General features: G+C 72.3%; 17 protein-coding genes. 10 read left to right on the top strand and 7 right to left on the bottom strand.

Annotated features, from left to right (window positions below; genetic code table 11):
• Positions 1-45: 45 nt before the first annotated feature.
• Positions 46-1,113: a GNAT family N-acetyltransferase gene (locus tag ACZ561_RS02955; RefSeq protein WP_470988864.1), complete on the bottom strand. Its 1,068-nt coding sequence runs from the start codon at positions 1,111-1,113 to the stop codon at positions 46-48.
• 282 nt (positions 1,114-1,395) lie between these two features.
• On the opposite strand from ACZ561_RS02955, the gene ACZ561_RS02950 reads away from it, so the two are divergent.
• The 4 genes from ACZ561_RS02950 to ACZ561_RS02935 all read left to right on the top strand — a co-directional run bounded on the left by ACZ561_RS02950 (position 1,396) and on the right by ACZ561_RS02935 (position 5,144).
• Entirely contained in the window at positions 1,396-1,677 is a 282-nt protein-coding gene (locus ACZ561_RS02950; protein ID WP_470988862.1) for a ferredoxin, read from the top strand.
• The gene (locus tag ACZ561_RS02945; RefSeq protein WP_470988859.1) at positions 1,667-3,061 is read left to right on the top strand and encodes an NAD(P)/FAD-dependent oxidoreductase; all 1,395 of its coding nucleotides are present in this window, start codon (positions 1,667-1,669) and stop codon (positions 3,059-3,061) included. The genes ACZ561_RS02950 and ACZ561_RS02945 overlap by 11 nt, the downstream gene beginning before the upstream one ends.
• A 53-nt stretch (positions 3,062-3,114) precedes the next feature.
• Positions 3,115-4,353: a cytochrome P450 gene (locus ACZ561_RS02940; RefSeq protein ID WP_470988858.1), complete on the top strand. Its 1,239-nt coding sequence runs from the start codon at positions 3,115-3,117 to the stop codon at positions 4,351-4,353.
• 164 nt (positions 4,354-4,517) lie between these two features.
• Positions 4,518-5,144, top strand: coding sequence for a hypothetical protein (locus ACZ561_RS02935; protein ID WP_470988855.1), 627 nt, complete (start codon positions 4,518-4,520; stop codon positions 5,142-5,144).
• Between the two features lie 285 nt (positions 5,145-5,429).
• On the opposite strand, the gene ACZ561_RS02930 is transcribed toward ACZ561_RS02935, so the two are convergent.
• A complete protein-coding gene (locus ACZ561_RS02930; RefSeq protein WP_470988853.1) occupies positions 5,430-6,608 on the bottom strand; it encodes an acyl-CoA dehydrogenase family protein in 1,179 nt (392 codons plus the stop codon).
• A 211-nt stretch (positions 6,609-6,819) separates the two neighbouring features.
• Positions 6,820-7,020 carry a hypothetical protein gene (locus ACZ561_RS02925; RefSeq protein WP_147981931.1) on the bottom strand — a complete coding sequence of 67 codons (201 nt, stop codon included), beginning with the start codon at positions 7,018-7,020 and terminating at the stop codon, positions 6,820-6,822.
• A 164-nt stretch (positions 7,021-7,184) separates the two neighbouring features.
• Here ACZ561_RS02925 and ACZ561_RS02920 point away from each other — a divergent pair, with 164 nt between their 5' ends.
• Positions 7,185-8,066 (top strand): siderophore-interacting protein, encoded by an 882-nt coding sequence (locus tag ACZ561_RS02920; RefSeq protein ID WP_470988851.1) that lies wholly within the window; start codon positions 7,185-7,187, stop codon positions 8,064-8,066.
• 41 nt (positions 8,067-8,107) lie between these two features.
• On the opposite strand, the gene ACZ561_RS02915 is transcribed toward ACZ561_RS02920, so the two are convergent.
• Positions 8,108-11,512, bottom strand: a complete 3,405-nt coding sequence (locus tag ACZ561_RS02915) for an ATP-binding protein (protein WP_470988848.1) — start codon at positions 11,510-11,512, stop codon at positions 8,108-8,110.
• 90 nt (positions 11,513-11,602) lie between these two features.
• On the opposite strand from ACZ561_RS02915, the gene ACZ561_RS02910 reads away from it, so the two are divergent.
• Complete coding sequence (locus ACZ561_RS02910) at positions 11,603-13,690, top strand: SpoIIE family protein phosphatase (protein WP_470988845.1); 2,088 nt, start codon at positions 11,603-11,605, stop codon at positions 13,688-13,690.
• Between the two features lie 9 nt (positions 13,691-13,699).
• On the top strand, positions 13,700-14,713 hold the full coding sequence (locus ACZ561_RS02905) for a PHP domain-containing protein (RefSeq protein ID WP_470988842.1): 1,014 nt from the start codon (positions 13,700-13,702) through the stop codon (positions 14,711-14,713).
• A 34-nt stretch (positions 14,714-14,747) separates the two neighbouring features.
• Here the strand turns inward: ACZ561_RS02905 and ACZ561_RS02900 are convergent, their stop codons facing one another.
• Together ACZ561_RS02900 and ACZ561_RS02895 are read right to left on the bottom strand one after the other, a co-directional pair.
• Positions 14,748-16,139, bottom strand: a complete 1,392-nt coding sequence (locus ACZ561_RS02900; RefSeq protein WP_470988840.1) for an NADP-dependent succinic semialdehyde dehydrogenase — start codon at positions 16,137-16,139, stop codon at positions 14,748-14,750.
• Between the two features lie 819 nt (positions 16,140-16,958).
• The gene (locus ACZ561_RS02895) at positions 16,959-17,654 is read right to left on the bottom strand and encodes a ThuA domain-containing protein (protein WP_470988837.1); all 696 of its coding nucleotides are present in this window, start codon (positions 17,652-17,654) and stop codon (positions 16,959-16,961) included.
• Between the two features lie 155 nt (positions 17,655-17,809).
• Between ACZ561_RS02895 and ACZ561_RS02890 the strand changes: the two genes are divergently transcribed.
• Positions 17,810-18,616 (top strand): class II aldolase/adducin family protein, encoded by an 807-nt coding sequence (locus ACZ561_RS02890; RefSeq protein WP_470988835.1) that lies wholly within the window; start codon positions 17,810-17,812, stop codon positions 18,614-18,616.
• Here the strand turns inward: ACZ561_RS02890 and ACZ561_RS02885 are convergent.
• Positions 18,585-19,274, bottom strand: coding sequence for a TetR/AcrR family transcriptional regulator (locus tag ACZ561_RS02885; protein WP_470988833.1), 690 nt, complete (start codon positions 19,272-19,274; stop codon positions 18,585-18,587). The two genes, ACZ561_RS02890 and ACZ561_RS02885, sit on opposite strands and share 32 nt — an antisense overlap.
• Positions 19,275-19,385: 111 nt before the next feature.
• On the opposite strand from ACZ561_RS02885, the gene ACZ561_RS02880 reads away from it, so the two are divergent.
• Positions 19,386-22,142 carry an FHA domain-containing protein gene (locus ACZ561_RS02880; protein ID WP_470988830.1) on the top strand — a complete coding sequence of 919 codons (2,757 nt, stop codon included), beginning with the start codon at positions 19,386-19,388 and terminating at the stop codon, positions 22,140-22,142.
• A 19-nt stretch (positions 22,143-22,161) separates the two neighbouring features.
• Positions 22,162-22,951 (top strand): SH3 domain-containing protein (locus ACZ561_RS02875; protein WP_470988827.1); only part of this gene is annotated, 790 nt, incomplete at its 3' end.

Here is a 22,951-nt window from a genome sequence, read left to right as displayed (position 1 = left end):
CCCCGCGACCGGCTGTGCGTCGGCCGGGGGTTTCCGCGACCGGGGTCACGCCCGGGCGTCGTCGCGCTGTTCGGGATCGTCGGTCCAGGTGAGGGACCGGATGCGCCAGTCCCCTGATGCGTCGGCGGCGAGCTCGAAGTGCTGGCGCCCCCATCCGGCGAAGGGCTTGCCGTCGCGGATGCCGTGCTTGTGGTAGAGCGAGGACCGCAGCGCGCGTCCCGCGCCGACGACGGTGGAGAAGCTGACCTCGAACTCCTCGAAGTCGGTCAACTCGGGTCCGTTCAGGTAGGCCTGACGTGGCACCAGGAACTCGTCGACGTCCATCCGGGTCACCTGCCCGTCCTGCGCCGCGTACTCGATCACCGCCTCGGGCGCGAGAACGGCCTTGGCCGCGTCCAGGCTGACCGGCTCGCCGGCGCGGCGGGTGAACGCGGCGAGGAAGACGGAGACCGCCGTGTCGACGGCCCGTTCGTCCGTGGAACGAGGCGGGGTCCTGCGCCACTCGTGGGCGAGGACCGCGAACACCGAGTCGCTGCACCAGGCGTTCTTGAAGAAGGTGCTGTCGCGGAGGACGGATTCGTGGCGCATGCCTATGCGGCGCATCAGGGCGGCGGACGCCTGATTACGGATGTCGCAGATCCCGATCACACGGTGCCAGCCGAAGGATTCGAAGGCGATGTCGAGCGCGGCGGCGACGGCCTCGGAGGGGATGCCGGTGCCGTGTACGTCCGGGTGGAAGGCGAAGCCCACCTGGCCGGTTTCCGGTTCGTCGGGCTCACGCCGGAGCAGCACCTCACCCACGACCCGGCCCTCCTCGTTCTCCACGGCCAGGTTGAGCCAATCGCCGGGGTTGGCGAGCGCCTCCCCCGCCATGACGCGTTCGATCATCTCGGCGGTCGCCTCGCGGGTGTGCGGCTCGTGCGGCAGGTAGAGCGCGACCTCGGGCAACGAGCGGTGGGCGTGGATGGCTTCGAGGTCGTCCTTGCGCACGGGCCGCAGCCTCAGCCGCTTCGTCCGGACCGGGTACTCCGGATGCGTCGGGGCGTCGGTACCTGCCGGATCGGTCGGATCGGTCAGGTCGTTCGGGTCGTTCGGGTCGTTCGGGCCGGACATCGAGTCTCCGTTCGCGCGATGGACCCGCACAGTGTGCCGTGCCGCGGCGCGCCGAAGCGACCAGGTTCTGTCGGCCCCGACGCAGACGTGGAGCCGTCACCGCTGCATGGCCTCGGCCCGTGCGCCCACCGCTCGTCGCACGGTGGGCCACTCCTTCGGCGGCCCTCGGCGGGCGCGGAACCCGCTGCGGCTCCCATGCTGGTCAGGGGGAGATGACCGCTGTCCGAGGCCGCCGTCGAACCCAGGCTTCCTGGGACCTGGCCGCGGAAGACCGGAGCACGGATGAGGCTTGTCGTCGATCTCAACAGATGCCAGGGATACGCGCAGTGCGCCTTCCTCGCGCCCGAAGTGTTCACGATGCACGGTGACGAGTCCCTCGTATACGACCCACATGCCGAGGACGAGCACCGGGAGAAGGTGGCGCGCGCGGTCGCGGCCTGCCCCGTGCAGGCCATCATGGCGGAGGGCCTGGGCGAAGCGGACCACGCCCCCGGGCAGCCCGGGGGGTCCGCTCGCTCCGCTCAGGGCGTTCAGTCCGGGCAGGAGCCGTCCGATGTCCGTTGAGGATTTCCACGAGTGGCTGAGGCGCGAGGGCCGGATCGTGATCGTGGGGGCGTCGCTGGCGGGGCTGCGGGCGGCGGAGACCCTGCGAGCCGAGGGCTTCGCCGGTTCGCTCACCCTGATCGGAGACGAGCCGTACGAGCCGTACGACCGGCCCCCGCTGTCCAAGGCGGTCCTGCTGCGCAAGGCCTCGCCGGTCCACACCGAGCTGCCCCGGCGGCGGGAGATCGACGCCACCTGGCGGCTCGGCGTCGCCGCGAGCGGTCTGGACATGGCGGCCAAGCGGGTGCTCCTGGCGGACGGGGACGCGGTGGAGTACGACCGGCTGCTGATCGCGACCGGCGTGCGCGCCCGGCCCTGGCCGGTCGAGGCGGAAGCCCAGCTGGACGGAGTCTTCGCGCTGCGGACCCGTGACGACGCGGTGCGGCTGCACCGGCGGATGGAGGCCTCACCCCGTCGGGTCCTGGTCATCGGCGCCGGGTTCACCGGTTCGGAGATCGCCTCGGCCTGCCGTGACCGGGGTATCGAGGTCACCGTGACGGAGCGCGCCGACGCTCCGCTGGTGGGCGCGCTCGGCGGCGTGATCGGCACGGTCGCGGCGGAGATGCACCGCGAGAGCGGCGTGGATCTGCGTACGGGCGTCACGGTCACCGCGCTGGAGGGCGACGCGGCGGGCCGGGTTCGGTCGGCCCATCTCTCCGACGGCAGCGTCGTCGAGGCGGACGTCGTGGTCGTCTCCCTCGGAGCGATCCGTAACACCGAGTGGCTGGCAGGCTCCGGGCTCGGCGCCGGCCCCCGCGGTATCGCCTGCGACGCGGGCTGCCGGGCCTTCGACATCCGTGGCATCGTCACGGACGACATCTACGCCGCCGGTGACGTCGCGCGTTCCCCGAATGCCCTGTTCAACTACCAGTTCCTGTCCTTGGAGCACTGGGGCAACGCCGTGGCACAGGCGGAGATCGCCGCGCACAACATGATCAGCGTCAGCGCGGAGCGCCGCCCCCACATGGGGGTGCCCTCCTTCTGGTCCTCCCAGTTCGGGGTGAACATCAAGTCGGTCGGCGTGCCCTCGATGGGCGACGAGATCATGATCACCCAGGGCTCACCGGACGAGCGGCGCTTCATCGGGGTGTACGGCCATCAGGGCCGCGTCATCGCGGCCGTCAGCTTCGACAACTCGCGGTGGCTGGACTTCTATCGGCGGCTGATCGAGACGGGCGCGCCCTTCCCCCTGGACTTCCCGACGGTGGACCGGCGGCCCGAGGGCCGCAAGCCGGTCCCGGCCGAGTTCCCCGACCCATCCCTGCCGACCCACGGCCCGACGGTGACCCTGAGCGGCTACTCGCCGACCGACCAGCAACTGGTCTTCACCCCGGCCCATCGCTGACCGACGCCCCTGCCGCCCCCTCCACCCCCACGGGCCCCGCAGAAGGACACCTCATGACGCACGCCACCCCGCTCCTGCGCCAGATCACCGATTACGCCAATCGCCCGAACCCCTACCCCCTCTACGAGAAGCTCCGCGAGACCCCGGTGCTGCAGGAGGAGGAGGGCGGACCCTTTGTCGTCAGTTCCTACTACGACATCCTCCAGCTGCTCCACGACCCACGGATCAGCTCGGACGCCGCCAACCTCGCCGCGCCGAGCGCCGACGGCATGGGCGGTGCGGAGCAGACGGGGCTGCCGCCGAGCTTCATCCGGCTCGACCCGCCCGAGCACGACCGACTGCGACGGATCACCAACCGCCCCTTCGGGCCGCCGCACAGCCCCGACCGGATCGACTCCATGCGTGACGAACTGGCCGAGATCGTCTCCGGGCTGGTCGACGGCCTCGGGGACGCCGGAGAGATCGACCTGGTCGACCAGTTCGCCTACCCGTTTCCCGTGACCGTGATCTGCCGGCTGCTCGGGGTACCGCGCGAGGACGAGCCGCGATTCCGTTCCTGGGTCGACCCGATCGTGGCCGCTCTCGATCCGGACGCGGGCGATGACAACACGGAGCGACGGCAGGAGGCGCAGGAGGCACGGCTGCAACTGGGCATGTACCTCGCCGGGTTGGTCGAGCAGCGCAGCAAGGAGCCTCGCGAGGACATGCTGTCCGAGCTGGTGACGAGCCGGGGCGGCGACGGTCCCATGACGACGATGGAGGTGCTCAGCACCGCGGTCCTCCTGCTGATCGCGGGCCACGAGACGACGGTCAACCTCATCACCAACGGCATGCTCACGCTGCTCCGCCACCCGGACGTCCTCGACAGGCTGCGCGACGACCCGGGGCTTGCCGTCAACATCGTGGAGGAGCTGCTGCGTTACGAGCCGCCGGTGCAACTGGTGCCCCAGCGCACCTGTATCGCGGACATCGAGCTGCGCGGGGTCACGATTCCGAAGGGTTCGACGATCTGGCTCGTGCTCGCCTCGGGGAACAGGGATCCGGAGCGCTTCTCGGAGCCCGACCGCTTCGACCCGGACCGCAAGGACATCCAGCACCTTGGCCTGGGCAGCGGCATCCACTCCTGTTTCGGCGCTCCGTTGGCCCGACTGGAGGCCCAGCTCGCGCTGTCCACGCTGGCCCGCCGCCTCGACAACCCGCGACTGCTGGAGGACCCACCGCCGTACCGACACAACGCGGTGCTGCGCGGCCCGCGCCATCTGCGCATCGGCATCGACGGAGTACGTCCCTGAACCGGCACCGGATCGTGCCACCAGGGGGTCGGACCTGACGGCATCGCCGCATGCTGCGGGCGGGACTTCGCAGGTGAGCGGTGCGAAGTCGTCTGCAGGCGACGGGTGGTGACGCACCATATGCCGGCGCACTGGTTGCCGTCGAACGACAGTAGTCTTCGGCCATGGCCCTGCGACCTGACGAGTTCTACGCCCACGCACGTACCGCTGCGGATGGTGAGCGACGGCTCCCGCTGTCCCGTATGACGGGGTGGGAGATCAGTCCGTTCGAACCGGACGGCCTGCGCGTCGCGCCGCTGCGCCCGCCGGTGCTGCCCGAACCTGGGCGACACGGCGAGGACCCGTCGGACTGCGACGCGTGCCGTAGCCGGGGCGAAGGCATCTGGCTCAATGACCGTTGGCGGCTCACCCGGATCACGGGAGTCGGCGTGCCGCTGGTGCTGATGCTGCATCCACGCGATCACTTCGACCTGGCGGACCTGCCCGACGAACTGGCAGCCGAATTGGGGGTGCTCACCACTCACATCTCCCGCCATGTACAAGCACTGCCGCACATCGCGCGGGCCCATGTGTATCGCATCGGAGACGGTGGCGCCCATCTGCACATCTGGTTCTTCGCCCGCCCCGAGGGGCAAGCCCAACTGTACGGTTCGTGGATGGTCATCTGGGACGACTTGCTGCCGGAGTACCCGGCGGACGTGGCCGACGCGGACGCGGCGATCGTGGCGGACGCGTTGGTCGCCTCCTACGGGGGCAGTCGGCCGGCCGTCGGTGAACTGCCGCACGTCTGATCCGCCGGAGCACGATCCTGAGGGACTTCGCAGTGCGAGCGACGGCTTGACGCCGCCGCGGACCACACTCCCGTGGCGGCCGAGACGCTGCGCGTGCCGTACCCGCGGGCTTGGCCTGACACGGGGACGCTCTGAACTCAGGACGGAGAGCAGCGGGCTCTCAGTCGGGCAGACCCCAGAAACAGCCGTACAAGCCGCCCTCGGCGAAGTAGGCGACGGCAGAGGCGGGCCCGCGGCGGATGTATCCCAGGTCCAGGCGTCCGGTGTAGCGGCTGTCACAAGGTGTCAGCGTCGGACGCGGGGCATTCCCAGGCCGATCCAGGAGATGATCTCTCGCTGGATCTCGTTGTTGCCGCCGCCGAAGGTGAAGATGACGGCGGAGCGGTAGCCGCGTTCGAGTTCGCCGTGGAGGACCGTGCCGGCGGAGCCTTCCTTGAGGGCGCCGGCCGCGCCGACGATCTCCATGAGCCAGGCGTAGGCGTCGCGGCGGGCCTCGGAGCCGTAGACCTTGACCGCGGAGGCGTCCTGGGGCGTGAGGGTGCCCTGCTGGACGGCGTTCACCATCTGCCAGTTGAGGAGCTTCATCGCGTCGAGCCTGGTGTGCGTACGGGCGAGGCTGCGGCGCACCCAGCCGAGGTCGATCACGCGACGGCCGTCGGCGAGCTTGGTGTCCGAGGCCCAGCGCTGGACGTCGTGCAGGGCTCGGATCGCCATCGTGCCGTGGGCCGCGAGGGTCACGCGCTCGTGGTTGAGCTGGTTGGTGATCAGCCGCCAGCCCTTGTTCTCCTCGCCCACGCGGTGGGAGACAGGGACGCGGACGTTGTCGTAGTAGCTCGCGGTGGTGTCGTGCGAGGCGAGGGTGTTGATGAGCGTGCAGGAGTAGCCGGGGTCGCTCGTCGGGACGAGCAGCATCGTGATGCCCTTGTGGGCGGGGGCGTCGGGGTCCGTGCGGACGGCGAGCCAGACCCAGTCGGCGGTGTCGCCGTTGGTCGTCCAGATCTTCTGCCCGTTCACGACGTACGCGTCGCCGTCCCTGACCGCGCGGGTCTTGAGGGCGGCGAGGTCGGTGCCCGCGTCGGGCTCGCTGTAGCCGATGGCGAAGTCGATCTCGCCGGACAGGATCTTCGGCAGGAAGTACGCCTTCTGCTCGTCGGTGCCGAACTGCATGATCGTGGGACCGACGGTGTTCAGGGCCATCAGCGGCAGCGGGACGCCGGCCTGGGCGGCCTCGTCGAAGAAGATGAACTGCTCCATCGGGCTCAGCCCGCGCCCGCCGTACTCGGTCGGCCACCCCACCCCGAGCCAGCCGTCGGTGCCGAGCCTGCGCACGGTCTCGCGGTAGAACCGCTTCTGGGCGGCGGGGTCGGCATACCGGGCGTGTACGTGCTCGGGGACGAGCTCGGCGAAGTACGCGCGCAGTTCCGCGCGCAGGCGGTGCTGGGCGGGGGTGTACTCGAGGTGCATGGGGGCCTCCCGTGGCAGCGTCCTTCGTACCGTGCGCGCGACGGCGGCCACGGTAGAACGTGTTCCACAAATGGGGAAGCCCCATGACAGGCCCGGCCCACGAGCACGGACCGCCCCGGCCCGGCCGAGTGGCCGGACCGAGGCGGTGATGGCGCGAGCCGGGGTCCGGTGGGTTCCGGGAACCCTAGGGACCACGGCCTGCCTGCGCGGTTCAGGGCAGGAGCTCGTCCAGGGAAGCGCGTCCCTTCTCCGCCATTCGGCGCTCCGCCCACGCGAGGCTCTTCGGATTCACGTCACGACCTGAGGCGAGGACCAGGTCCTCCGCCGTGTATTCGCCCTCCGACCCGGCATGCAAGAGGCGGTCGGGCGTCGGGCTCTCCCCCGGAGATGTCTTGTCGGACTCAGCGTTCATGCCGCCTCCTACTAGTTCTTCCGGCACTGGCCATTCTCGTGTCCGGCTCCCGGTCCCGCATCCGGGCCGGACCGGGCGCGGCCGCCGTGTCGGTTCCGTATCGGCGGCGTGTCGGCGGGAACGGCGAGGGTGGAGGGCCGAGCCACGACACACAGGAGCCCTCGATGCCGCAGCCCCAGCACTTTCCCCTCCGCCGAATCCGGGTCGCCGCCGTCCGGCGGGTCACCCCGCGCATGATCAGGATCACCTTCGGTGGCGAGGACCTCTCCGGACTCCTGCTCGCGGGGCCCGACCAGCAGGTGAAGCTGTACTTTCCCCGGCCGTACGGCCGGTCCGAGCCCGTGCTGCCCGCGCCGGACCCGGACGGTGACGTGATGCGCTGGTACGCGGCGTACGGCGACATTCCGGAGGCCGAGCGTCCGTGGATGCGGAGCTACACCCTTCGGGCCCATGATCCCGCCGCTGCCACGGTGGACATCGACTTCTTCGTCCACGGCGAGGCCGGCGAAGGTGGCCCGTACGGGCCCGCGACACGCTGGGCGCTGCGCGCGCGGCCCGGCGACACGCTGGGGATGTTCGGGCCCTCGGCGTACTTCGCGAAGCCGGTCGTCCTCGGGGCGGCGGACTGGACACTGCTGGTCGCCGACGGGTGCTCCCTCCCGGCGCTCTCGACCGTCGTCGAGGCGCTGCCGCCGGGCCACCGCGCCCTCGCCTTCGTCCAGGTCCCCGACGCGGCGGAGGAGCAGCCGCTGGAGACGGCGGGCGACCTGACCGTGCACTGGCTGCACGGGAACGCGTCAGTCGTGGACGCCGTGCGGGAGTCCACGCTCCCCTCCGGCGCACCGTACGCGTGGCTCGGCGGCGAGGCCGGGGCCGTACGGGCGCTGCGGCGACACCTGGTCGAGGACCGCGGGTACGACCGCCGCGCGGTCGACTTCGCCGGCTACTGGCGCCGCCGCCTCACCCAGGACGACGCGCCCACGCCGGAGGACCTGGCGGAGGCCCGGGAGCGGTTGGAGGAGGCGGGTGGGAGCGCCGGGGACTGAAGCCCCGGCCTGCGGGAGTCCCGCACCCGGGTCCGAGGGGCTCAGGCCCCCCGTACGAGGGCCGCCGCCTCCCTCACCGTCAGCGTGCCGCCCTCCTCGTAGCTCCGTGTGTACGCCTCCGGCGTCAGGACCGCCCGGAGCACACGCTCCGCCTGCTCCCGTACCGACGCCTCGGTCTGTCCCGTGAACGGGCGGAAGCCCGCGCCTCCGGCGTCCGCTCGGTGCGTGTCGTACGCGCCCAGGAGCCGGGCACCGTCCTCGGCATCGCCCCGCGAGTCCCGCCCCGCCCTCGCCCAGGCCGCCGTCACGAACTGGCAGACGACCAGGTACGGCGCCACGAGGTACGCGAGGGTCTCGACGTCCCGAACGGCACCGGCCAGGTGCGCGACGGCCTCGTCGTACGCCCCGTCGAGACAGTCCAGCCAGCCCCGCAGTCCGCCCGTCAGACCGGCGAACAGATCGGGCGCGCTGCCTGGGAACTCATCCTCGATGCGATGGAGTTGCTCCCGAGCCAGAGCCGTGCGCCCGGTGTGCGCGTAGTGCTGGGCGAGCAGGAGTCGGGCCGTGCCGACGGGCTCGCCGGTCGGCGCGCCGGTCTCCTCGGCGGCTTCGACCAGCAGGCGTTCGGCCTCCTTCCGTGCCGTCGTGTCGGCGGCCGGGAGGCGTAGTCGTACGGCGGCGAGGCGGGCCGTGAAGACCGGGACCTGGGAGCGGGCACCGAGGCGGGCCGAGGCCTGCGCGGCGCGCTCGAAGTCGACGGCTGCCTCGGAGAGACGGCCTGCCCGCTCGTACGCCTCTCCCCGCGCGCAGAGGGACTCGGCGACGGCCCATGGGTCCCGCTCCTCCTCGAAGAGCGCGAGCGCCCGCTCGGCGTCGTCGAGGCGGTCGCCGAGGAGCTTGGCCCTCAGGAGGAGGGTGAAGGCGAGATCCCAGCGGGCGCCGTGTGCGCGGCAGGCGGAGACGACGGCCGCCAGTGTGTCGTCGAGGCTGTGGAACTCGCCGGTCATCAGCCGGGCGAAGTACCACATCAAGCCGGGCTGGCGACAGTTCTGCGGCATGCCGGGGTGGTACGCGGAGACGATGGCGGCCAGCCGGGCGCGGGTCTCGGGCCGCTCCATGGCCGTCGCGCCATCGCCGCCTTCCGCAGCGAGGACCAGCATGCGGCAGCCACGCCGGGCCTCCCACAGCTGCTCCTCGCTCCACGGCGGCGGCGTGTCGGTGCAAGGCGCGGCCGACGGCACGGCGCGCCGAACGGGCGACTCGAACGGGTCGGGGCCGAGGGCGGCCGCCGCCAGGGACCATGCGCGGGCGTCGGCCTGGCGGGCGCGGAGCTGCCAGAACCAGCTCATGGACAGGACGAGGCAGAGCGCCTCCTGCTCCTCGCCGCGGTCGACGGCGGTCCGCAGCGCCGCCGTCACGTTGTCGTGCTCGCTCTCGAAACGACGCAGCCACATGTCCTGTTCGGGCCCCCGGAGCGCGGCTTCTCCGGCGCGGGCGAGTTCCCTGTAGTGGACGAGGTGACGCCGCTCGGCGGCGACGCGGTCCCCGCTCTCGTCGAGACGTTCGGCGGCGTACTCGGCGACGGTCTCGAGGAGGCGGTAGCGCATGGCCGCGCCGTCGTGGGCCGGGACGGCGACGACGAGCGACTTGTCGACAAGCGCGCCGAGGAGGCCGAGGACGTGAGCGGCCGGCACGGCCACGGTCACGTCCCCGCCTGCACCGGCCACAGCTGCCGCCCCGTCCCCGCCTGCACCGGCCACAGCCGCTCCGGTCCGGCCCGCACCGGCCACAGCCGCCCCGTCCCGGCCCGCACCGCCGCTCTCGACAGCCGTCGCGCAGACCGCTTCCGCCGCCGCCAGGTCGCAGCCACCCGAGAAGACCGACAGTCGACGCAGAACGGTCCGTTCGCTCCCGTCCAGAAGGTCCCAGGACCAGTCCACGACCGCGCGGAGCGTCTGCTGCCGGGGCAGCACCGTCCGGGCCCCGGTGGTCAGCAACGGGAAGCGGTCGTCGAGCCGGTCGGCGATCTGACGCGGGGCGAGCAGCCTCAGACGCGCCGCCGCCAGCTCGATCGCCAGCGGCAGACCGTCGAGGCGGCGGCAGATCTCCGCGCACGCCTCGGGGTCGTCCACCGGGTCGAAGCCGGCCCGCGCGGCCGCCCCGCGCTCCGCCAGCAGCCGCAGCGCGCCGTCCGGCGGCAGCGGCTCCACCAGGTGTACGAACTCTCCGGGCACCCCCAGCGGCTCACGGCTCGTGGCGAGCACGGTGACACCCGGACAGCGGACGAGCAGCCGCTCCACCAGCTCCGCCGCCGCGCCCACCACGTGCTCGCAGTTGTCGAGGACCAGCAGCAGACGGCGCGAGGCGCAGTGCTCCACGAGCCGGGTGAGCGTGTCCCGCGCGCTCGGCTCGACGACCGTGGCCCCGCTCCACAGCTGCGTCTCCCGGGCGCCGAGCGCGGTGAGTACGGCGGACGGAACGTCGGACTCCGAGCGTACGGAGGCGAGTTCGGCGACCCGCACGCCTTCCTGCCGGCGCGGCGCACCGCGTTCGGCGGCCTCCAGAGCCAGCCGCGTCTTGCCGACCCCGCCGGTGCCGAGCAGGGTGACGAGACGCCGTTCCCCCAACTCGGCGACGAGGGAGTCCAATTCGGTCTCGCGCCCGACGAAGGACGTGAGCCGTGCGGGGACGCGGGGGCGTTCCGGCGCGGGGGTGTCACCCGCCAGCAACTCGGCGTACAGTTGCCTCAGTTCAGGCCCCGGATCCGCGCCGAGGCGGTTCGCGAGGACGGCGCGGACCTCGGCGTACACCTGCAGTGCCTCGGCGGGCCGGCCCGCTGCTCGCAGGGCCCGGATGCGGAGGGCCTGGAGCGGCTCGTCCAGCGGCTGCTCGGCGGCCAGGGCCGCGAGCGGGGCGAGCGCGGTCGCCGCCCGCCCCAGGGACACGTCGGCGGCGAGGCGGTCCCGGTGGGCCTGTGCGTGGCGTCGGTCGGCCCGTACGACGAGGGGGTCGGCGTCCCGGCCCGGGAGGTCGGCGAGGGCGGGCCCGCTCCACAGCCCGAGCGCCTCGTCGAGGAGCCGGGCGGCTCGTGCCGGGTCCCCCGCCGCGAGTGCGCCGGACCCCTCGGCGGCCAGCCGCTCGAACACATGGAGGTCGATGTCATCGGGTCCGGCGGCGAGCCGGTACCCGCCGGCCGTGGAGGCGACGGCCTCCCTGCCGAGCGCCCGCCGCAGCCGCCCCACCAGCGCCTGAAGGGCCGCGGTGGGCTCCTCGGGCGGCTCGTCCTCCCAGATCAGGTCGATCAGCTCGGCCACTGCGACCTCGCGCCCGCCGGTGGCGGCCAGGGCGGCCAGCAGGGCCCGGAGCCGGGCGCCGCTGAGCGCGACCGGGCCGCCGTCGGCCCGGAGGGCACGGCTCGGGCCGAGGACGCGATAGCGGAGGATCATCGGCCCATTCTCCCCCGGTCGGTCACAACTCCAGTACGCCGCGTGTCGCCGCCATGGCGTTGAAGGGGTGCGGGTTCGACAATGGTGACGATGACCGATGACGACCGGGGCACGCACACTGGCGAGATCGGGCCCACCGAGCGGCTCGCCATGAATCGGACCGGCAGCTTCGACTGGGACCTCGACACGGGCACCATCGACGTCGACGAGGCCGGGCTGCTGGTCTTCGGGCTGGAATCGGGCGGGTTCGACGGGCGCCCGACGTCGCTGATCCAACGCCTCGACCCAGAGGAGCGGGCCCGGCTCGACACGGTGATCCACCAGGCGATCACCAGTGGCGAGACCTCGTACTCCGCGCACTTCCGGACGGAGGACGAGGACGGTACACCCCAGTGGACGCATGTCCAGGCACGAATTCTGCGGACGCCCGACGGCATGGCCCACCGGATCGTCGGGATCGTCCGGGACACCACCACCGAGGTCGCGCACTCCGAGATCGTCCTGGAGCTGGAGAAGCGCCGCGAGGTGCAGACCAGCATCGTCGAGCGGACCACGCACGCGCTGTCGCGGGCCGTGACGGTCGACGACGTGACGGCCGCGATGACGGGCCCGGGCGGGCTCGCCCGGCTCGGCGCGGACGGTCTCGCGCTCGGTCTGGTGGAGAACGGCTCGCTCAACATCATCGCGCTGAGCGGCGAGTCCCTGGACGCCCTGAACGACTTCCGTTCGCGCCGTCTGGACCGGGGCCTGCCGCTCGCCGAGACGGTGCTGAGCGGGCGGCCCCGGTTCGTGCCCGCGTTCACCACGCTCGGCCGGGACTTCCCGGAACTCGCTCCGTACATCGATCGGCTGAGGTTCAAGTCCGCCTGCTATCTGCCCCTGGTCGCGCAGGCCCGCTCGCTCGGCGGTATGGCTCTGTTCTACCGACGCCGTTCGTCCTTCAACGCCGACGAACGCAACCTGCTGCTCGGCCTCGCCGCGATCGTCGCGCAGTCCCTCCAGCGCGCCCTCCTCTTCGACGAGGAACGAGAGCTCGCCACCGGACTGCAGGAGACGATGCTTCCCCGCCGGATTCCGGCGATCTCCGGCGGGGAGATCGCCGTGCGCTACCACGCGGCGTGGAGCGGGCGGCAGGTCGGCGGTGACTGGTACGACGTGATCCCGCTGCCCCGCGGCCGCGTCGGGGTCGTGGTCGGCGACGTCCAGGGCCATGACACCCACGCGGCCGCGATCATGGGCCAGTTGAGGATCGCGCTCAGGGCGTACGCGGGTGAGGGCCACGCGCCCTCGACCGTGCTGGCCCGGGCCTCGCGCTTCCTCGCCGAGCTCGACACGAACCGCTTCGCCACCTGCACCTACGCCCAGGTGGACCTGGGCACGGGCGCGGTGCGCGCGGTGCGCGCCGGGCATCTGGGGCCGCTGATCCGGCACACCGACGGCCGCGTCGGACAGCCGAAGCTCCGCGGCGGGCTTCCTCTCGGCCTGGCGACCGTGTTCGGGGACGAGGAGTTCCCGGAGACGCGGCTCGACCTGGTTCCGGGCGAGACGCTGGTGCTGTGCACGGACGGCCTGGTCGAACAGCCGGGCTCGGACATCGAGTCGGGCCTGGAGGCTCTGTCGGCGGCGATGAGCAGCGGCCCGCCGCAGGCGGAGGCGCTCGCGGACCATCTGTCGGAACAGCTGTGGGAGCGGTGGGGCGCGGGTGACGACGTGGCTCTGCTGGTGCTGCGGCGCAGCCCGGACCCGGGGACGCCACGGGCGCCGCGCATCCATCAGTACATCCACCAGGCTGATCCGCAGGGACTCTCGGACGCGCGGGCGGCGGTGGGTCAGGCGCTACGGGACTGGAGCATGCCCGAACTGGCCGACGACGCGGAGCTGTTGACGGGCGAGCTGCTGGTGAACGTACTGCTGCACACCGAGGGTGGCGCGGTGCTCACGCTGGAGGTGCTGCCGGAGCCGGTGCGGCGGGTACGGCTCTCGGTGCAGGACCGTTCGAGTGCGTGGCCCCGTCGGCGTACACCGGGCGAGGCGGCGACCTCGGGGCGCGGGCTGCTGCTCCTGGACGCGCTGGCGTCGCGTTGGGGTGTGGAGCCGCGCGGCGAGGGCAAGGCCGTGTGGTGCGAGATCGGCCCGACGCAGGTGCCGGCCGCGGCCGAGTCACCGGGCCGAGGGTGAGGTGCGGCGATGGATCCCGTGGCGGCGCTGGACCGGATCGCCTTCCTGCTCGAACGGTCCCAGGCACCGACGTACCGGGTCAGGGCGTTCCGTACCGCCTCCGCGGCGGTCGCGGCGATGGCTGACGGCGAGGCGGAGCGGCGGGCGACGGCCGGCACGCTCGAGTCGGTCAAGGGCATCGGACCGAAGACGGCGGCGGTGATCCGGGAGGCGCTCGAGGGCCGGGTTCCGGAGTATCTGGAGCGCCTGGAGGCCGAGATCCCCGTGCCGGAGGTCAGCGGCGGCGAGACGCTGCGAGCGGCCTTGCGCGGGGACTGCCATCTGCACTCCGAGTGGTCGGACGGCGGGAGCACGATCGAGGACATGGGCCGCACGGCGGCGCGGATCGGCCACGACTGGGCGGTCCTGACGGACCACTCACCGAGCCTGAAGGTCGCGCGCGGGCTTTCGCCGGATCGGCTGCGTGAGCAACTGGACGTGGTGGCACGGCTGAACGAGGAGTGGGCGCCGTTCCGGCTGCTGACCGGGATCGAGTGCGACATCCTGGAGGACGGTTCGCTGGACCAGGAGCCGGAGCTGCTCCACCGGCTGGACGTGGTGGTCGGCTCGGTGCATTCGAAGCTGCGGATGGACGCGCCGGCGATGACGCGGCGGATGGAGAAGGCGGTACGCAACCCCCTGATGGACGTCCTCGGGCACTGCACGGGGCGGCTGGTGAGCGGGGGGCGGCTGCGGCCGGAGTCGACCTTCGACGCGGACCGGGTGTTCGCGGCGTGCGTCGAGTCAGGGACGGCGGTGGAGATCAACAGCCGCCCGGAGCGGCTCGATCCGCCACGGCGGCTGCTGCGGCAGGCGGTGGAGGCCGGGGTGTGGTTCGCCGTGGACACGGACGCGCACGCGCCGGGGCAGCTGGAGTGGCAGATCTTCGGCTGCGCGCGGGCGGAGGAGTGCGGGGTGCCGGTGGAGCGGGTGATCAACGCGTGGTCGGCGGAGGAGCTGCTGCGCTGGACGCGGGAGCGATAGCTGTGCCGGTATCGGTTTCCGGATCAGCGGCAGGTCAGGCGCGCTGCCAGACCGTCGTCGCATTGCAGAACTCACGGATGCCGTGGCCGGAGAGTTCGCGGCCGTAGCCGGACCGCTTCACGCCCCCGAACGGGAGAGCCGGGTGGGATGCGGTCATTCCGTTGACGAAGACGCCGCCGGCCTCCAAGTCCCGTACGAAGAAGGCGATGTCCTCGTCGTTGCGGGTCCAGACGTTCGAACTGAGGCCGAAGGGCGAGTCGTTGGCGACGGCCACGGCCTCCTCGATGTCGGACACCGGGTAGAGGGTGGCGACCGGGCCGAACGCCTCTTCCTGATGGATGCGCATCTGGGGGGTGATGCCGGTGAGCACGGTGACCTTGTAGAACCAGCCGCGGGACCGGTTCTCGGGGCGGCCTCCGCCGCACAGGACGGTCGCGCCCTTCTGTACGGCGTCGTCGACCAGCTCCTCGAGGTCGGTACGGCCCTGCTCGGTGGCGAGGGGGCCGACGTCGGTGGATTCGTCGAGGGGGTCTCCGACGGTCAGCGCGTTCATGGCGGCGGTGAACCGTTCGGCGAAGTCGTCGTAGACGTCGTTGTGGATGATGAATCGCTTGGCCGCGATGCAGGACTGACCGTTGTTCTGGACCCGTGCCGTGACGGCGGTCTTGACGGCCCGTGGGAGATCGGCGGAGGGCATGACGATGTACGGGTCGCTGCCGCCGAGCTCCAGGACCGTCTTCTTGACCTCGTCGCCCGCGATGGCGGCGACCGAGCGCCCGGCGGGCTCGCTGCCGGTGAGCGTGGCGGCGACGATCCGGCTGTCGCGCAGCACGGCCTCGACGGCCGAGGAGCCGATGAGGAGGGTCTGGAAACAGCCTTCGGGGAACCCGGCACGGCGGAAGAGATCGCCGAGGTAGAGGGCGGTCCTGGGCACGTTGGAGGCGTGCTTGAGGAGCCCGGTGTTGCCGGCCATGAGGGCGGGCGCGGCGAACCGGACGACCTGCCAGAGCGGGAAGTTCCAGGGCATGACGGCGAGGATGGGGCCGAGGGGGCGGTAGTGGACGCGGGCGGTGTCGGCCCCGGAGTCATGGACGTCGGCCTGGGCGGGCTGCTCGTCGGCGAGCAGGGCCTCGGCATGATCGGCGTACCAGCGCATGGCCTTGGCGCACTTGGCGGCCTCTGCGCGGGCGGCGATGATCGGCTTGCCCATCTCGGTGGTCATCGTGTGGGCGATGTCCTCTGCGTCCTCGTCGAGCAGGTCGGCGGCCCGCCGCAGGAGGCGGGCGCGCTCGGCGAAGGAGGTGGTGCGGTACTGCCGGAAGGTCTCGTGCGCGGCGGCGATCCGCCGCTCGACCTCGTCGTGCCCGTGGGCGTCGTAGGTCCGCAGCGTCTCACCGGTCGCGGGGTTCACTGTGGCGATACCCATGTCATCTCCTCTACGCATCCGCCCCACAGGCACCCTCCCGCGCCCTACCCGTGCCCGCAATCGGGGAGGGGGCGCGGGAGTGACGTGGCCTCGGGCGGCCGGCGGGGTGGGGCCGGGGGCGACGGCATCGCCGACGTGGCCGGGGGCCGGGGGCCGGAAGCATGGAAGCCCGATGAGGGAGGGATGAACCCAGACGCGGCCCGGCGGGGTGGGGCGAGGGCACGGGCAGGTCGCCGGGGGGCGGGGGTGGGCGTGGCGTCGACCGCGGCGTCGCGCCGGCTTCGAACGCCGGCCGGGGGGCGGACCCGGCGGCGGGGCAAGGGCACGAGCGGGTCGCCGGGGGGGCGGGGGTGGGCGTGGCATCGACCGTGGCGTCGCGCCGGCTTCGAACGCCGGCCGGGGGGCGGACCCGGCGGCGGGGCAAGGGCACGAGCGGGTCGCCGGGGGGGGCGGGTGCGCGCCGAGACGACCGGCGCCGAGCACCCGGCCAGGGGTGGACCCGGCGGCGGGGCGAGGCGACGGTTCCAGGAGGCACGGCACGGACGGTTAGCCGGGGGCGGGATACGTGCGGACCTGACCGGCCCGCTTCGACCCGACCGGGGCGGACCCGGGGGCCGGTCGTCGGAGGCGGGATGCGCGCGGAGACAACCGGCGGCTTCCAGTACCCGGCCGGGAGCGGCAGGCCTCAAGCACCTCGGCGGGGGCAGCAGGACTCGGGCAGCCGGGCGCCGCAGGGTTCCGGCCTCCCGGTCGGGGGGTGGCGCCCGAGGGTGGGCCTCGAGCGGCTCGCCCTCGTCGCGGGGCGGAGCCGGGGTCTCGTCAGAGTTTCGGGGAGGGGCGGGGTGGGGGAGATTCCCCGCCCGCGACCCAGCGGAGCGCCCCCGTCAGGTGCGCCCGGAACGTGGCGTCCCGGTAGGCCGACTCCGCGTGGCCCAGCGCCGTGAAGAAGACCCGGCCCCCGTCCGCCTCGCGGCACCACACCAGAGGGTGGTCCGGGCCCAGTGTCCCGCCCCGGTACGTCGACTCGTCCGCGCGGGCCAGCACGCGCACCCCGGTCCCCCTCGGGTTCGACGTGAAGTTGTACCACTCGTCCGTCCACTCCCACCGCCCCGGCAGCGGCGCCGTCCCCGGGTGGTCGTGGGCGTCCACGCACACGACGCCCGGCTGGATCTCCGGGTGGCCGTCGAAGCGGGTGCCGAGGAGGCCCCCGTAGAAGGGCCAGTCGGGCTCCGCGTTGGCCGCCGCATGGATCGCGAGAAAGCCCCCGCCCCCACGGACGTACGCCTCGAAAGCGGCCCGTCCCGACGGCGTCAGGACCGTACCGGTCGTCGACAGGAAGACCACCGCCCCGCACCGCCCCAGCCTCTCGGCCGTGAACTCCGCCGGGTCCTCGGTCGTCTCGGCCGCGAACCCCATCGCCCCCGCGAGCTCCACGAGCGCCGCCGCTCCCGCCGGAATCGAGTCGTGGCGGAAGCCCGCGGTGCGGGTGTAGATCAGGACATCCGGCTTCGGCACGAGGTCAGCTCCCTGGGGGTAAGCGCTTTCACCGCGCGACCGTAGCCATCCTCCACCCGCTCCCGCAAGACCGTTCCGCTCGATCCATTGGCGCATCGGATACATCTCTGTATCTTTTGGCGGGCACCAGGTCCCGCCCGCCGTGAGGAGCACCCATGAGCACTCTCCCGCCCGCCCTGGCCGCCGCCGTAGGCCCCATGCCCGAGGGCGTCACCATCCCCCTGCCGCCCACCTTCGACACCGTCGAGGAGGAACGTCGGTACCGCAAGGAGCAACTCGCCGCCGGCTTCCGGCTCTTCGGGAAGTTCGGGTTCTCCGAGGGCGTCGCCGGGCACATCACCGTCCGCGACCCCGAGAACCCGCACGCCTTCTGGGTCAACCCGTTCGGGATGAGCTTCAGTCAGATCAAGGCCTCCGACCTGATCCTCGTGGACCGGGACGGCACCCTGCTCTCCGGCAACCGTCCCGTGAACCGGGCCGCGTTCGTCATCCACTCGCAGGTCCACGCCGCCCGCCCCGACGCGGTCGCCGCCGCGCACTCGCACTCGCTGCACGGCAAGGCGTTCTCCAGCCTCGGCATCCCCCTGGATCCGATCACCCAGGACGCCTGCGCCTTCTTCGAGGACCACGGCATCTACGACGACTACCGGGGCGTGGTCAACGAACTCGACGAGGGCGAGCGCGTCGCGAAGGCGCTCGGCGAGCACAAGGCGGTCATCCTCAAGAACCACGGCCTGCTCACCGTCGGGCACTCCGTGGCCGAGGCCGTCTGGTGGTTCATCACCATGGAACGCTCCTGCCAGGCCCAGCTGTTGGCGATGGCCGCGGGCACACCCCAGTTCATCGACCGCGAGACGGCACTGATCACCCGCGGGCAGGTCGGCACCCACCTCGCCGGCTGGTTCCAGGCCCGCCCACTGTGGGATCAGATCACCGCTTCGGACCCGGATCTGTTCGACTGACCGACGCCTCCGGCGCGTCACCCCGCGCGATCTCACGCCCGTCCCCCGGCGCGATCTCACGCGTCGACGCCGCCAACAGCGGCACGAGGAACTCCCGTTCGAGGCTGCCGGGCCGGAGCTCCGCGGGTTCGACGTAGCTCTGCGCGAGTCCACCCTCTCGCAGGGCGATCAGCATCCGGGCGAACCGGTCGGCGTCCACGGTGAGTTCCCGTCCCGCGCGGCGCAGTACGGACGTCAGCCCGCGGGCGATCTCAGCCCGCAGCCGGGCGTCGTGCCGGGCGAGCACCCACGCCGCCTGCGGGTCGCGGATGGCGTGCAGGGTGAACTCGGTGGTGACGAGGTACCAGTCCCGCTCGTCCGGCTCCACACGGGAGGCCAACTCGGCCAGCCGCTCCAGCGTGTACTCCTCGGCGGTCAACGCGTCGATCGCCTCCGCCAGTCGGCGCACGGTCCGCTCACTGTGCTCGTCGAAGAGCGCGAGGAACAGCTCTTCCTTGCTGGCGAAGTTGGAGTAGTACGCGCCTCGTGTGTAGCCCGCCCGCTCACAGATCTGCTCGATCGAGGTGGCGTGGAAACCGTGCTCCGCGAAGGTCTCCAGAGCGGCCTTCAGCAGGGCGGCCCGGGTCCGGGGCCGACGCTTGGTGACACCTTTCGGCACGGGTGGGCCCTCCTTCGTCCACGATCGGGGCACCCCTCGTCCACGACCGGGCGACCACGATACCGGCGTCTCTCGCAGGCACGGATCCGCCCTAGAAGATAAAATTCACGCATGGGAGAGCGGCCCGTCGCGCCTGCCGCACCCGAGCTCGTCCTCGAGATCAATGGGGACGCGACCGTATTGAGTCCGAGCCGGGTCTACCGCATCGGGCGCGACCCCACCAGCGACATCGTCCTCGTGGACGACCGGACGTCCTGGCACCACGCGGTCCTGCGGGCCGTCGCGGGGCACTGGACGCTCGAGGACGAGGGCAGCACGAACGGCACCTACGCGGACAGCCACCGTGTCGCGGTGCGCGAGGTCGGCACGGGTACGGTCATACGGTTCGGGCATCCGGGGGACGGCCCGTGCGCCGTACTCTCCGGAACCGCGCCACCGGCCGAACACGAGCCCGGCGCCGAACCCAAACCCGCCCCCGGTGCCGAGCCCACGGCCGTACACGAACCCGGCACCGAACCGGCGTCCCCGCACGAACCCGGCACCGAATCCACGGCCGTACACGAACCCGGCACCGAGCCCACGGCCGTACACGAACCCGGCACCGAACCGGCGCCCCCGCACGAGCCCGACTCCGCGGCGACGCAGCTGCACCGGCCCATACCCCCGGCCCCCGCGCCGGCCCCCGCCCCGACACCCCCGCCGGCCCCCGCGCCTTCCGCCCCCGCCCCGACACCCCCGCACGAGCCCGGCCCCTCCACCCCGGCGCCACCGCCCGTACCGGCCCCCGAGCCGCCGAAGCCCGCGCCTCCCCCCGTACCGACCCCGGAACCGCCCGCCCCCGCGCCGCCGCGGACCCCGCCACGGCCCTCCTCCGTGTCCCATCCGGCCGCCACCGGCACCTTCCGGCAGCCCACCTCCGTAAGGCCGCTGCCCACCCGAACCGTGCGCATCGGCCGGGATCCCGACAACGATCTGGTCGTCGACGACCTCGTGGTCTCACGGCGCCATGCCGAACTGCTGGCCCAGCCGGACGGCACGTACTGGATCCACGATCTCGGCAGTCACAACGGCACCTTCCTCAACGGCCATCCCGTGGACAGCGCCCGTGTGACCCCGGACGACATCGTCGGCATCGGCCACTCCGCGTTCTGCCTCATCGGTGGGCAGCTCGTCGAGTACACCGACACCGGCGAGGTCTCGCTCGACGTGCAGGATCTGGCGGTCACCGTCGACCGCGGCCGGAAGACCCTCCTCGAAGACGTCTCCTTCCCCGTCGGCCAGAAGTGTCTCCTCGCCGTCGTCGGGCCGTCCGGCGCCGGCAAGTCCACCCTGCTCGGCGCGCTCACCGGCCAGCGCCCCGCCGACCGCGGCACGGTGCTGTACGACGGGCGGGACCTCTACCGGGACTACGCGGAGCTGCGCCAGCGCATCGGGCTCGTCCCGCAGGACGACATCCTGCACCTCCAGCTCACCGTACGGCGGGCCCTCGGATACGCCGCCGAGCTGCGCTTCCCCGAGGACACCGCGGCGGACGAGCGCCGGGCCCGGGTCGACGAGGTCATCGGTGAACTCGGCCTCGGTGAACGGGCGGAACAGCCCATCCACAGTCTCTCCGGCGGTCAGCGCAAGCGGGTCAGCGTGGCCCTGGAGCTGCTCACGAAGCCGTCGCTGCTCTTCCTGGACGAGCCGACCTCCGGCCTCGACCCGGGGATGGACCGCTCGGTGATGCACATGCTGCGCGGGCTCGCCGACGACGGCCGTACGGTCATCGTCGTCACTCACAGCGTGCTGAGCCTGGACGTCTGCGACCGGCTGCTCGTGCTCGCGCCCGGCGGCCGGGTGGCGTACTACGGGCCGCCGGACGACACACTGGAGTTCTTCGGGTTCGCGCAGTGGCCGGAGGCGTTCGAGGCCTTCGAGAAGGAGCGCGGCCGCGACTGGGCGGGCCAGTACCGTTCCTCCCGCTTCCACCGGCGGTACATCGCAGACGCGATGGACCGGACGAGCCTGCCGACTTCCGGTGCGGCACCGGAGATCGGAGCGCCGCCCAAGGCGCAGAGCTGGGGCTCCCAGCTCCGCACGCTGGTGCGCCGCTACGTCGCCGCCCTGGCCGCCGACCGGATGTTCCTGGCCATCATGATCGCCCTACCGTTCGTGATGGGTGCGATGGCCCGGGCCCTTTCGGAGGGCAGCCTCAACCCCGAGTCGACGCTGAACGTCCTGCTCATCCTCTGTGTCGGCGGCGTTCTGACGGGTGCCGCCAACGCGGTGCGCGAGCTGGTGAAGGAGCGCACGATCTACCGACGGGAGAGAGCCGTCGGCCTGTCACGCTCCGCGTATCTCATGTCGAAGGTCGTGGTGCTCGGTCTGATCACGGTCGTCCAGGCGGTGGTCCTGACCCTGGTCGCGCTGATCGGCGTGCCCCTGAACGTGCCGGACGGCAAAGGCGTGCTCCTCCCGCCGCTCGTGGAACTCACGCTCGCGGTCGCGCTGCTGTCCTTCACGGCGATGATGCTCGGTCTGTTCGTCTCCGCCCTGGTGCGCAAGGAGGAGATGACCATGCCGTTGCTCGTCCTCCTCGCCATCGTCCAGGTGGTGTTCTGCGGGGCGCTGCTGAAGGTCACCGGGACACCGGTCCTCGAACAGCTGGCGTGGCTGGTGCCCTCGCGGTGGGCGTTCGCGGCGATGGGCGCGACCATCGACATCGGGACGACCGCGCCGAGCGACAAGACGACAGATCCGCTCATGGACCACACCCTGGAAGCCTGGCTGTTCGACATGGGGATGCTGGTCGTGCTCTGTCTCGTCCTCGGCTTCGTCATCGCGCGGCTGTTGCGGCGGCAAGAGCCGGTGATCATGCGCAAGTGAGCAGAGAGGCAGGCGGTTCATGGGTGTCCCGGCCACTCCCTCGGTGCCGGAGTACGTACCGGACTTCCGGCCGACGCATGTCGTGCCGCGCGAAGGGCTGCCCGCCTGGGAAGCCCCCGATCCGGGGCTGCCCACCGTGCCGCTCGACGCTTTCCTGCCCGTGGAGCTCCTGCAGCGGGTCGGCGACTGGGGGCAGATCCTCTGCTCCAACGGCTGGGCCGCCTGGGTCGACGCCCGGCTCCTCGTCTCCGTGCCCGTAGACCCGCCGGAGGCCCGTAAGCCGCTCGCCAGAACCGCCGACCCACGCCCTCTGATCGCCCGGGCGGAGGAGTCGCTGGGTCGCTTCCGGCGGGCCGCGGAGGAGTTGTCGGCGGGCCGGGCGGACCGGGACACCTTCCGGCGGCGCACGTTCGGGCTGCGGGTCGGGATGGTGGTCGACGGCGAGTCGCTGTGGCTGTACGACGGGGAGCACGAGCGCTGGGTGTACTGCGACGGGACCGGGCTCAGTACGTACGCCGCCTCGTCCGCGCCGTCCACGGCGGCCGCCGTACCCGCGGGCGAGGAGACCGGCGCCGATCACCAGCCGACGCGCGTGGTGCCGCAGCTCGATGAGAGCGACGAAGGCGAGCAAGGCACGGCGGAGGACCACCGGAAACCGCCGGACGGCCCGCCGCCCACCCAGGCCATGGACACGTCGAACCCGCCGGATGAGGAGGACCACCGGAAACCGCCGGACGGCCCGCCGCCCACCCAGGCCATGGACACGTCGAACCCGCCGGATGAGGAGGACCACCGGAAACCGCCGGACG

This window comes from Streptomyces sp. NPDC039609, from assembly GCF_055596705.1.
The sequence above is the reverse complement of the archived record's forward strand: the minus strand, read 5'-3'. Positions and strand labels throughout refer to the sequence as shown.

Coding starts and splice junctions, on each gene's coding strand:
- ACZ561_RS02920 (WP_470988851.1), top strand. CDS start 7,185: ATGCCGCAGCCCCAGCACTTTCCCCTCCGCCGAATCCGGGTCGCCGCC.
- ACZ561_RS02935 (WP_470988855.1), top strand. CDS start 4,518: ATGGCCCTGCGACCTGACGAGTTCTACGCCCACGCACGTACCGCTGCG.
- ACZ561_RS02930 (WP_470988853.1), bottom strand. CDS start 6,608: ATGCACCTCGAGTACACCCCCGCCCAGCACCGCCTGCGCGCGGAACTG.
- ACZ561_RS02955 (WP_470988864.1), bottom strand. CDS start 1,113: ATGTCCGGCCCGAACGACCCGAACGACCCGAACGACCTGACCGATCCG.
- ACZ561_RS02900 (WP_470988840.1), bottom strand. CDS start 16,139: ATGGGTATCGCCACAGTGAACCCCGCGACCGGTGAGACGCTGCGGACC.
- ACZ561_RS02925 (WP_147981931.1), bottom strand. CDS start 7,020: ATGAACGCTGAGTCCGACAAGACATCTCCGGGGGAGAGCCCGACGCCC.
- ACZ561_RS02890 (WP_470988835.1), top strand. CDS start 17,810: ATGAGCACTCTCCCGCCCGCCCTGGCCGCCGCCGTAGGCCCCATGCCC.
- ACZ561_RS02910 (WP_470988845.1), top strand. CDS start 11,603: ATGACCGATGACGACCGGGGCACGCACACTGGCGAGATCGGGCCCACC.
- ACZ561_RS02915 (WP_470988848.1), bottom strand. CDS start 11,512: ATGATCCTCCGCTATCGCGTCCTCGGCCCGAGCCGTGCCCTCCGGGCC.
- ACZ561_RS02880 (WP_470988830.1), top strand. CDS start 19,386: ATGGGAGAGCGGCCCGTCGCGCCTGCCGCACCCGAGCTCGTCCTCGAG.
- ACZ561_RS02945 (WP_470988859.1), top strand. CDS start 1,667: ATGTCCGTTGAGGATTTCCACGAGTGGCTGAGGCGCGAGGGCCGGATC.
- ACZ561_RS02940 (WP_470988858.1), top strand. CDS start 3,115: ATGACGCACGCCACCCCGCTCCTGCGCCAGATCACCGATTACGCCAAT.
- ACZ561_RS02950 (WP_470988862.1), top strand. CDS start 1,396: ATGAGGCTTGTCGTCGATCTCAACAGATGCCAGGGATACGCGCAGTGC.
- ACZ561_RS02905 (WP_470988842.1), top strand. CDS start 13,700: ATGGATCCCGTGGCGGCGCTGGACCGGATCGCCTTCCTGCTCGAACGG.